At 43.4% G+C, this 11,704-nt stretch carries 8 protein-coding genes; 5 read left to right on the forward strand and 3 right to left on the reverse strand.

Annotated elements, in window-relative coordinates:
* The first annotated feature begins 183 nt into the window (after positions 1-183).
* Together QT998_RS20370 and QT998_RS20375 are read left to right on the forward strand one after the other, a co-directional pair.
* Positions 184-1,173, forward strand: a complete 990-nt coding sequence (locus QT998_RS20370) for a DUF1517 domain-containing protein (protein WP_194070635.1) — start codon at positions 184-186, stop codon at positions 1,171-1,173.
* Positions 1,174-1,521: 348 nt separating this feature from the next.
* On the forward strand, positions 1,522-2,082 hold the full coding sequence (locus tag QT998_RS20375; protein WP_333091795.1) for a cyclic nucleotide-binding domain-containing protein: 561 nt from the start codon (positions 1,522-1,524) through the stop codon (positions 2,080-2,082).
* A 159-nt stretch (positions 2,083-2,241) separates the two neighbouring features.
* On the opposite strand, the gene QT998_RS20380 is transcribed toward QT998_RS20375, so the two are convergent.
* The gene (locus QT998_RS20380) at positions 2,242-2,688 is read right to left on the reverse strand and encodes a hypothetical protein (protein WP_194070633.1); all 447 of its coding nucleotides are present in this window, start codon (positions 2,686-2,688) and stop codon (positions 2,242-2,244) included.
* Between the two features lie 484 nt (positions 2,689-3,172).
* Complete coding sequence (locus tag QT998_RS20385) at positions 3,173-3,940, reverse strand: hypothetical protein (protein WP_194070632.1); 768 nt, start codon at positions 3,938-3,940, stop codon at positions 3,173-3,175.
* 828 nt (positions 3,941-4,768) lie between these two features.
* On the opposite strand from QT998_RS20385, the gene QT998_RS20390 reads away from it, so the two are divergent.
* Complete coding sequence (locus tag QT998_RS20390) at positions 4,769-5,467, forward strand: class I SAM-dependent methyltransferase (RefSeq protein ID WP_333117394.1); 699 nt, start codon at positions 4,769-4,771, stop codon at positions 5,465-5,467.
* A gap of 192 nt (positions 5,468-5,659) precedes the next feature.
* Entirely contained in the window at positions 5,660-6,292 is a 633-nt protein-coding gene (locus tag QT998_RS20395; RefSeq protein ID WP_333117393.1) for a 7-carboxy-7-deazaguanine synthase QueE, read from the forward strand.
* Positions 6,293-6,609: 317 nt separating this feature from the next.
* Here QT998_RS20395 and QT998_RS20400 read toward each other — a convergent pair whose 3' ends face one another.
* The gene (locus QT998_RS20400; protein ID WP_333117392.1) at positions 6,610-10,170 is read right to left on the reverse strand and encodes an AAA-like domain-containing protein; all 3,561 of its coding nucleotides are present in this window, start codon (positions 10,168-10,170) and stop codon (positions 6,610-6,612) included.
* Between the two features lie 413 nt (positions 10,171-10,583).
* Here QT998_RS20400 and QT998_RS20405 point away from each other — a divergent pair, with 413 nt between their 5' ends.
* On the forward strand, positions 10,584-11,402 hold the full coding sequence (locus QT998_RS20405) for a calcium-binding protein (RefSeq protein WP_333091788.1): 819 nt from the start codon (positions 10,584-10,586) through the stop codon (positions 11,400-11,402).
* Positions 11,403-11,704: the final 302 nt, after the last annotated feature.

The following is an 11,704-nucleotide window of genomic DNA, read 5'->3' on the forward strand; positions in this document are numbered from 1 at the left end:
CGTGGTTCGTAGTAAGGACTTTAGTGATCTATACTCTCTCTAGCCTTTGTCGTTCCCCGACAGAGTTCTAGCGATGGAGAGTTCGGCTAGTACGGATATCTCGCACCGTTCACCCCTACAACCGCGTTGCCCATCCGCAAGAATAGATTGTAAATTATAAATGTATCGAATAGTAACGGTGTTATGTACAAGCAACTAATTACAAAGATGATCAAACCGCTTTTGAAATCACTATTTGCGATCGGTCTGGTAGTGACGCTAGCCCTCAGTAACGCTGACGGAGCCCTGGCTGCTCGCAGCGGAGGACGTATGGGCGGCGGATCTTTTGGAGCGCCCGCGCGCAGTTATTCATCTCCCAGTCGCGCGCCGTCTGGAGGGGGTTACTACCCTGGCGGCTATGGTGGCGGATTTGGCGGTGGATTTGGTTTCCCGTTCTTGCTGCCGTTTTTTGGATTTGGCGGCGGATTTGGCGGCCTGTTCTCGATTTTGATTTTTATTTCGATCGCCAATTTTCTGGTGCAAAGCTTCCGCAGCGCCCGGGGTGGAACTGACGAACTCGGCAACAGCGTTTCTAGCACCACGGTATCTGTGGCCCGCTTGCAAGTGGGTTTGTTAGCAGAGGCCCGCAGTTTGCAAGCCGAACTCGACTCCCTAGCGCGCACAGCGGATACCGATACAGCAGTCGGTCGCGCTCAAGTGCTGCAAGAATCTACTCTGGCGATGCTGCGCCATCCTGAATACTGGGTTTACGCGGGCGCTGAATCTATGCAAACTCGCTTGGAAGCAGCCGAAGCTAAATTTAACCAGTTTTCTTTGGCAGAACGCAGTAAGTTTTCTGAAGAAACGCTCTCGAATTATAACAATCAGCTCCGGCAGGCAGGGAGCAGCAATATCTTGCCTGGTTTGCAGGAAAACGGCGCGCTGGTTACTTCCGATTTGAATTCCGCTCCCGGTGAATTTATTGTGGTGACGGTGATTGTCGGTACTCAAGGCAAATTGGAATTGCCCTCGGTGAAAAACTCTGAAGATTTGCGCCAAGCTTTGCGCCAGATTGGTGGAGTATCGAGCGAGCAGTTGCTGGCGGTTGAGGTGCTGTGGACTCCTCAAGCTAGCGGCGACACTCTCACTGCTGATGATATGTTGGCCGGCTATCCTGATTTGCGATTGATTTAGCGAGCTAAACGGGGCGCTGAGAATTGTTTCGGGCGCCCCATCCCCAAAGAAAGCTGTGGGGCGAACCCGATCGGTTGTCAGACAAGAAATTTGCAATCTGTTGTGAATGCCGATCGAGTTCAAAAAATTTATTCAACAAATGCTATTATTGAAAGATTAATTATTCAACGCGATGCCTCAGCGATTGGGAACGAAAATTTAATAACTTAAACATCTGCCACAATTTTTTCTATCCCGAGGCGCAGAGGTAAAGAAAGGCTCTTCATCCGGATCTGCATTACTGTCGCTCCGACTGGTAACGAGCAGACGAAAGATGATTATATAAAGAAGCGATCGGGAGCTAAATTTATGCCACACAGCAGCAGCAGAAAAAAAGCACTTTTTATTTTGAGCCAGTTAAATAATGATGATATTGACTGGATCATCCAAAAAGGTAAAAGGGAAGTTCTCGATGCGGGCGGGATTTTGATTTTTGAAGGGAGACAGATAGATGCGTTATATATTGTTTTGGAAGGGAGTTTGAGCGTTTCGATCGAAGCCCAAGAGACGAAAGAACTCGCTAGAATAGCTAGCGGTGAACTTGTGGGAGAAGTTTCTTTTATTGATGCTCGCCCTCCTTTGGCTACGGTAAAGGCGATCGAAAAAACTCACTTGCTGGCAATTCCCCGGCGGCAGTTAGTAGTCAAACTCGAACAAGATATGGGTTTTGCTTCCCGTTTTTATTATGGAATTTCGCTCTGTTTGGCAGACAGGATGCGCGGTACAATTAGACATATAGAATATGGGCGCAATATAGAAGAATTTGATCAACCAGAATTAGAGCGCGAGGATATCAATCCTAGCATTATGCAAAATTTAGCCCTAGCTCAGGCAAAGTTTAATTGGCTGAGGCAAAATGTTAGGGCTTGAGTAATTTTTAGGCATCGGGATATATGTCACAGCATTCTCAAGCAAAATAGGGCCCGGATTTTAGGGGAAAGGTCGATCGACCTTTCCCGTATCTAAAAAAATCCGCGCCCTTTCGAGTTGCTACCTCGCGCGCTGAGGTGCAACTATCAACCAGACAATCTAGATAATTCCTGGCCCTTTGTGACGGGTGTCTGCTTCTTCTGTCAGTTTTCCTTCCTCGCCTTTTTTATCTTTGATTTCCGCAAGAATTCGAGCGCGTTCTGCTGCTTCGGCTTCTTCTTTTGCTTTCAAATCGCCCGGTTCGTTGATGTACATTTCCGGTTCGATCGCGTAATTGTTAACCAGACCTTCTTGGTCTACTGTATAACCATCTGTAGTGTTAATGCTTTCGTTATCGGTTTGGTCGTCTGTTTTGGCGCTTTTCTGCTTTGCTTCGGTGGTTGCGTGCATGAAGTTAGCACCTTCGCGTTCTTGGCGCGCTGCTGTCTCAGCAGGAGTAATGCCCCTGTCGTAGTGGGGGGCTTCCATATTAGCTTCGATTTCTTTGTCGGTTGGTGTTGATTTGCTAATTTCACTCTCGGGCGGTGTTGGTTGGCGATTAGTCATGATTTTTTCCTGAGTTATCTTTTCAAAAAGGTCTTTCGCTTATAGTTTAATATTAAGCTTAAGCTAACTCATTAACAAACTATCTTTGGTTATAGTTTCCTCAAAATTGCTGTTATCTATAATACACTTATTCCGTCTTCCTCAAGACAGATTTAATGGTGTTTTTATTCAAAAATTTACACCGGGCGAGTATATGGCATCTATCTAAAGATAGAGAATTAGTCATTAGTCATTGGTAATCGGGAATTCGTAATTGGAAATTGCGAAAATGACTAATGACTAATGACGTTCCCGATCGGGGACGTTCGGACATTGGACGTTCGCTCGGAGGGGAAAGCACTAATGACCAATGACTAATAACTAGCCTTCGGCTTCGCTCAGGCTAAAATGACCAATGACTAGCCTTCGGCTTCGCTCAGGCTAAAATGAATAATGACTAATGACTAATGACTACTGACTACTGACTAATGACTACTGACTTTTTTTATGCTTCTTTATAGAAGCGGATGATTTCGCGGACGTGGTTGAGAAATTGTCCGTCGTCGGTAAGCTGGGCGATCGCACTTTCTGCATCTCTTGCCAGTTTAGTGTGTTCTGCCTGATTTTTCGCTTGCAAAGATTGTAGAGATGCCGATAAATTAGTTAATTCTCTTGTGGTAGCCTGTTGCTCCCGCTCTTGGACAGCTACCCACGAATTCGGATTATTTAAACTGAATTGATTGGATAAATCTGTAACTGTAGATTCTAAGTTTGCAAAGCGGCTGCGGAGTTCGACAATATCTTCGCGGGGGTACAAAAATTGGCTGCGGATAGTTCTCAGCCGCTGGGCTAAATATTGATAACCTCGGATAGCTGGACGCATTACAGTTAACAGCAGTGCAGCACCGGAACTGAGATAGCCCACAGCACTAATTCCAGTGGCGGCTAGGGCGTAAAGTACGATCGCGCTTCCGAGATGCAGGCCGATCGCCACAAAGAGCGATCGGCGAACTAATACATTAACGTATTTGACTTGTTCATGATCGACAGCAATATTTTTTTTAGTAGATTCAGCCGCTTGCGCTAAAACTTCTTTAGCTTCAAAATGGACATTCCAAGGAACAGTAACTATCAGCAACAGCCATTCAAAAATAGCAATGGCAATTACCCAATCAATAAAACTGCCGGCGGGGACGTGCAGCCATTGCAGAATGGCAAAAATCAACAATAAAAATAAGCCAGTACCCGCACCAAAACCTGCAAAACTGTACATAAAGAGAGCCTTTGTGAAATGTTATTTTGATTGTGAGTAGGTTGTTTTGATATGGAGCCAGAAACTGTGACAGTTAAGTAATCGTCCTATTAATCTCGGTTAATTAGTTATGAGTAACAGTGCTAGGCAAGGGTTGCAACAACTTGACTTTTTTATCGAAATACTTGCTATATCTCAATCGTGGAATGTTATTTTGATTGTGGATAGGTTTTTGGGTGTAGAAGAATAAGCTGTGACAGTTGATAAAGCGTCCTATTGTTCAACCCAGTTTATTAGTGATTAGTAATATTCCAGGACACAAGAGTTTCCAGACACCTAGTTTGTTTGAAAAAAATACACGATCTTTCGCCGAGCAATAATAGTTAAATAAAACGGTTTCTCTGTGAGAATTGCCTAAGTTATAAATAATTATTCATTAGCGATTAGCGATCGGATAAAGTCAGATTTCCCCCAAGTCATACCATTTAAAATTTAAGATTTGAAATTAGTAATGACTGATTGTGTCTGGGTTTACAGCTTATCTACAGTGGCATTCTTTTTTGAACTGGTATAACTCACAGGGTTACACTTGGAGAAGAACGCAGCAATGTCAAAACGCTCCTCTCTCCACTTTTCTGTTGCAGAGCAGCTCGATCGCCTGCAGCTGAGATAAACTGATTGAAAGGTCGATCGCCCGTGAAAGCAAATAAATTACCAGCTTGTCACCGAGAGGGTCATACCGCAAGCTGCAGCCACAGCAAAATAGCTAAAATTAACTCTACCGTATCCGATTTCCAATAACTGCACGCATACAATCTCAAATCAAAAGTCAGCAGGAAGGACAAACCGATGGCGAACTCAACTATTGGTCTAGAAAATAAACTTTACGATTATCTATTATCTATTTCCCTGCGGGAGCCAGATATTCTCGCTGCACTGCGAGAAGAAACTGCTAAGCATCCGATGGGTATGATGCAAATAGCTCCCGAACAAGGTCAGTTTATGGAGATGCTGGTGCAGCTTATGGGAGCGACAAAAACCTTAGAAGTTGGCGTTTTTACTGGTTATAGCTCCCTGTGTGTAGCCTTAGCCCTGCCTCCTAACGGTAAAATTATTGCTTGCGATGTCAGCGAGGAATATACTTCGATCGCGCGACGCTATTGGGAAGCTGCGGGTGTCGCAAACAAAATTTCCTTGCAATTGGGGCCGGCAATCAATACTCTCGACAAACTAATAGCCGAGGGACAAGCCGGAACCTTTGATTTTGCATTTATAGACGCAGATAAAGAAAATTATGAGGCTTATTTTGAGCGATCGCTCCAACTTGTACGCAATGGCGGTTTAATAGTAATTGACAACGTTCTGTGGTCGGGACGAGTTGCCGATCCTCAAGTACAAGACACAAGTACCCTCGCCCTTCGTAATTTCAACGACAAATTGCGTAACGATCCGAGAGTTACTCTGAGTGTTGTCCCCATTGCTGACGGACTAACTTTAGCCCTGAAACGCCGCTGGGCGACTATGATGCAGCCGGAACATCAAAATTAAAGAGTTCTAGTTGCTGGGAACTTTATTAAGACCAAAGAAACCGGGTTTTTATCTGTATTCAAGGCTGCGATACAGTATTTTGGTGAAAAACCCGGTTTCTGCCTACCCCTTTATCTAGAACTATATTAATTACCGACGATCGATTACAATTAATCAAAATCCTCAACAAATATTATTAATTTAAAGTGACAAATGCTGGCATCAAATTTACAAATAAAATTACCGATTCACGAAACTTTTCAGTGCACTGTTCAAGGCGAAGGTTATTGGACAGGTACTTTAGTTGATTTTATTAGATTGGCAGGTTGTCCCGTGGGGTGTCCTTGGTGCGATACTGGCTACTCCAAAGGTGGCAAAGGTTTGCCGTCGGTGCCGCAGTCGATCGCACAATTGCTAGCTCAATTGCAGTCGCCGAGAGTTGTCATTACTGGCGGCGAACCTTTCATCCACTCGAATTTACCGGAGTTAGTTGCAGCATTGTTACAAGCTGACAAGCAAGTGAGTATTGAAACTTCTGGTGCCTATTGGCAAGATGTTTCGCCGCTGGCTTGGATTACTCTTTCTCCTAAAGAACACGTCAATCCTAAATATCCGGTAGAAGAGCATTTCTGGAAGAAAGCTAATGAAATTAAGTTGGTAGTTAGCACGGGCGAAGAAGTTGATTTTTACAAAAAATATTTTGTTGAAGATATGAATGTGCCTGTGTTTTTGCAGCCGGAATGGGAATCGCGCGATCGGGCGATTCCGATTATTTTGGAGTTACTAAAACAGCATCCGAGTTATAGGTTGTCTTTGCAAACTCACAAGTTTATTGGTGTGCAATAAACATCCTAAAATCCTGTAGGAGGCGGATTCACCAACTATCTATGATATCAAATTCTCTCTTCATCGAAATAGTAAATTAACTGTTAACAGTTGACTGTTGACAGTTGACAGTTAACATCATGAGGAGTGCAACCGGAATTGCTATGAAACCCACAAATAATCCCATCAACTCGCCCCATCCCCGCCATTGGTGACATCAACGTCTTAGATCGGGTATATCGGACACGATATTATTCAATTTTTTTAAGAATTGCAGATTTGGGCGATCGCCCTTTCGTCAGGATGATTGGCGATATAAATGCTCAGCCATAAATTATTTATTTACATATTTTGCTAAATTTTCTCGCCTCTTCAGGATGGGAAGCAAAGTAATCTTCCAACCACAAGCAACCTTGCCTGATAAAATGATCTAAATCAAATTCTAAGTTCCACAACTTGATAGTATTGTCAAGCCCACTAGAAGCCAGTGTTTTGCCATCTGGGCTAAACATCACGCTGGTAACGCGGCCAAGGTGTCCTTCTAAAATTGATATTTCCAGACCATTTTCTACATTCCATATCCTCACTGTACCGTCATCGCTAGAGGAAGCTAAAGTCTTGCCATCTGGACTAAAACTGATATTAGTTATATCAGATAAATGTCCTTCTAGGGTGAACAATAATCGGCCATTTTCTGCATTCCATAGTTTGACTATACTGTCCGAACCACCAGAAGCAAAAATTTTACCATTTGGGCTAAAGCTAATGGTAGCTACCCAACCGCTATGGGCGGGAAAACTCTGCATTAAAGTCGTTGTTTTTAAATTTAATAGCTGTATATCACCGTCAGAACAAGCCACAGCTAGAGTTCTTCCATCTGGACTAAAACTTAAATCGGTTACAATACTGCGAGGTTCTTTAAAGGTTTGCAATAACCTCATATCTGCTACATTCCAAAGTTTTACCGTACTATCAGAACTGCCAGAAACAAAGGTCTTTCCATCTGGACTAAAGCGAACGCTTCTCACCCAAGCGCTATGACCGTTGAGAGTTTTTAGTAGTCTACCATCTTGGACATTCCACAACTTAATTGTTTTGTCAACACTGCCGGAAGCTAATATATTACCATCGGGACTAAAACTAACACTTAGCACCAGACCTTGATGACCGTTGAGAGTTTGGAGTAAAGTACCATTTTTCTTATTCCATAACTTTATTTTAAAATCGTCGCTACCGGAAGCTAACATCTTACCGTCGGGACTAAAACTTACAGCTTGAACATTAGTGCTATTTCCTTTAATGGTTTGCGGTTCCCTCACCTCTAAATTCCAGAGCTTAATTGCACTATCAAAACTTCCAGAAACCAGAGTTTTGCCATCTGGACTAAAACCAATACTCAAAATTCTGCCACGATGTCCTTTAAGAAGTTGCGGTTCAGTTGTATTGTCGTTTATATCCTCTAAATTCCACAATTTGACTGTACTATCGGAACTGATAGTGGCTAGAGTATTGCCATCTGGACTAAAAATTGCACTCCAGACAGCCCTGCGATGGGTTGGAAGGTTTTGCAGTAAAGTTCCATCTACTACATTCCACAGTTTCACTATGCCGTCTTGATCGGTAGAAGCTAAGGTTTTACCATCGGGACTGAAACTGACACTTCTGGTGTTACTTTTATGATCTTCCAGAGTATTTATGAGAGATCCATCGCCAACATTCCAAAGCTTCACGGTTGTATCAAAACTTGCAGAAGCGAGAGTTTTACCATCGGGACTAAAACTAATATGGGTAACGATCTGGGTATGTGCTTTCAGAGTTTTTAATAATGTAGCGTCTGCTGTTTTCCACAAATTGATAAAACCAGCGGAACTACAGGAAGCGAAAATTTGACCGTCAGGACTAAAACTGACACTTCTCACCCAGCTATGATGAGCCTTAATAGTTTTAATTAAAGTGCTGCGCGTTACATCCCACAACTTGACAGTACCATCTTCACTTCCAGAAGCCAAAATCTTGCCATTAGGATGAAAACTCACACTCGTAACTCTACCAGTATGTCCTGTCAGGGTTGATATTAATGTAGCTGGTCTAGCATTCCAGAGTTTTACCGTACCATCCTCGCTAGCAGAAGCAAAAATTTTGCCATCGGGACTGAAAGTTACACTTTTGATAGCGCCACGATGACCGATCGCGCGATCGCGTTCTCTAACATGATAAATTGCCTGTTGTAGCCCCCTCGTTACTTGTATCTGTGTCTCATTGCTGGCTAATTTTTCTAATCCTTTGATCTGTTGTGCTGCTTGTAATGCTTTCAGCAGCGCCTCAAAAGAATCGGAAACCAAAGCTGCTTTAGAAAATGAAGTTTGCAAGATTACTTGTTGTTCTGCCAGTTGCTGTTGGGCTTTTTTTACTTGTAATTGGATTGAGATTGCTGTGATCATAGAAACTGCCAAAACTAGAGAACCGATAGCCACAATCCGGGTAGCTCTCCGCTGGGCTTGAGTTAATTTTAGTTTTGCTTCTTGTTGAGCCAAAACTAAAATTTCATTCGCCTCTGCTAATATCTGACCTTCTTCTTCTTTGACTGCTAAAGCCTGTTGAACTTCTCGCTTTTCCCAATTTTGAGCCGCCGCTAAAAAGCGGTAGTCCAGAGGACTTAAACTTTGATTTTTTGCCCAGTCCAAAGCTTCTTGTAGGGCATTTCCCCGCAGCAACCGCGAATTATCCTCAAAATTGGCAGCATTCCAAGCATTAAAATTTTCCGCATAAGGGCGCAGCTTGCCCAACTGTTTATCCACCCATTCAAGATTGAAAATCTCGGCATAAATTCGGTTATAAATTTTTAATTTGCCTTGATGCAGAACCACCAAACCTGAGAGGCGCAACTCGGTTTGTTCGCGACTCCCATCAGTGCCTATTTCCCGCTGCAAGATTTGCTGGTAAAGCCCCAATAACTGCCCTGCTTTTTGCTGATTTCTCAAAATGCGATCGCGAATTGTTTTCAAATGTTCAGGCTCATCCTGAGACTCCCAATTCTCCACAATCCGCAACTGCACCACCTCTTCAACCGATCGCGAATTTCCCAATGCAGATTCCTCAAGCACCAACTTGCACAGCTTTTGAGTCAAAAAAGGTTGTCCGCCCGTCCAATCTAGGATTTGGGCGATCCTCTGCGAGGGCTTCGCTAACGCACTTTCAGCATCACCAACTTGTCCCCGCCAACCATCAATCAAAGGCTGCACTTCATCAATTTTAAAACCGCCTAAATTTATCGCCTTACCAATATTAAAAGGAGTTTGAGTTTTATCAGCAATCAAATCCGCCGGTGTCGCCACTCCCAACAGCGCAAAAGTCAAACGCCGGTATAAAAAATTGTCAACTCTTTGATTGTAAAACCAGCGAATCAGAGCAAAAAACTCATCCGTAGAAAAATTCATGCTTAAAACGCGATCGATCTCGTCAACAAAAATAACAATATCTTGTTTTATTTCAACTAAAACAACTTCTTCAATAAACAAACTAAACCGCTGTAGAGGCGAAAACAAATCCCGGCGATCGCGCCACCAACTCCGCCAATTAACTTTATTGCCTAGCTGACAGCTACTGACCAAAGAATTAACAATACCAGCATACCACTTTTCCGCAGTTACATCCTCCTTACCAATCCCAGTTAAATCGATAAAAGCGCAAACAGTACCTTCAGCTTGCAATCTTTGCATAGCCCGCACCCGCAAACTAGATTTACCCATTTGCCGCGAATTTAAAACATAACAAAACTCACCAGCCTTCAAACATTCGTAAAAGTCCAAGTCTGCTTGGCGCGTCACGTAACACGACGCATCTGCTGGGAGACTACCGCCAATCTGATATTCATAACCAAGTGGAGATTCTTTCATCATTACCTGCACCCATATCTAGATTTGATTGTACGATCGCAAACCTGACTATGTAGAGATTTATCAAAAAACCTGACTTTTGCTGATTTTGACGACTGGCGAATCGACAGTCAGAAACCGGGTTTTTTGGGCAAATCCTTGGTTATAGGCGACAGATTAGGTAAAAACCCGGTTTCTTTGATCTGATTCCTGAGTCCTGATTTTGATGATGCTTTGTCAGGCTGCACCTGATTTTTCCCTATAAATTAAAAGCCTGAAGCTATTTATCAGTTCCTACAATACCTGATTTTATCACCATTGCCGTTCAAGAGTTTTAGCACGAAACTGATAACAGGAAGCAAAAGGTGCAGCAAACAAATACAAACACTTATCGCTTCCGCAAACTCAGAAAATCATCACAAATAGGAACTACTCCCATGACAGCACTTAGAACGATCGCCGATGCTAACATTTTTACCCCTAGATTCGGTTTGATTGAAGACTTGACCGACGTTCCTCGAACCAATCCCGATGACGAGCCCAAGCCTAATAATTCCGGTTTGATTGAAGACTTTACCGACGTTCCTCGGCCAGACATCAATGATAACTTAATAGTAGAAACACGTAAAATAATCGCCTCTGACCGTAACTTTGCTAACAGCTTGTTCGGCAGCTTCGATAAAATCGGTGGCTTACCCAATGACAACATAACGGGAACAGCAGGAGCTGACTATCTAATCGGGAGTGATGACAATCAGGTTCGCGATGCAATCTTTGGCGGTGGCGGTGCAGATACACTCAAAGGTCTTGACGGTGACGACTTCCTGTTTGGCGGTAGCGGTAAAGATCAGCTTTGTGGCGGCCGCGGTTCCGACTGGTTGGAAGGCAATAGTGGCGATGATATTCTCATCGGCCACACCAACGGGCCAGGACAATATGATTCTTATGAAATCGACACCTTGATTGGTGGTTCGGGAGCAGATACATTCTCGCTAGTTATGAACGGTGGCCCAGACCCTAAACTTCCTTACTTAGATGGCTTAGGCGAGACTGCTTATGCGATTATTCGGGACTTTAAGAAATCTGATGGGGATGCAATCTTAATGCTGGGTAAAAAGCAAGATTACGAATTTACATCGGGCCAATACGGTTATGGGAATCAGTCACTCAAAGACACGAAAATATTTTATCAAGGTGACATGATTGCTGTAGTTGCAGATAACATGGCTGCGGATTTAACCCTGTCATTCGTCTAATTCTATCTGTAGGTTTTGCATTACCAGCTATTGGTGTCAACTTTCCACATTTTTTCGCGAAGTCCGGCGGGGATTTAAACCCCCGCCTTATAGCTTAAGTCCACTTGCATAAAACTGAAAAACTCATACCAAATCCGCTATTCATGTGAATTATTCATCTCTCTCTTGTCTCCCTCTGCGTTCTCTGTGTCCTCTGCGGTTAAATCATTCCGATCCAACCGGAAACCATATCAAAGCGATATCTACAGCAATCGCGGTCGATCGACCGAACAGCATCTGATACAATAAACTGCAAACCATGC

This window comes from Microcoleus sp. S1D4 (assembly GCF_036700765.1).
Lineage (GTDB): Bacteria > Cyanobacteriota > Cyanobacteriia > Cyanobacteriales > Microcoleaceae > Microcoleus.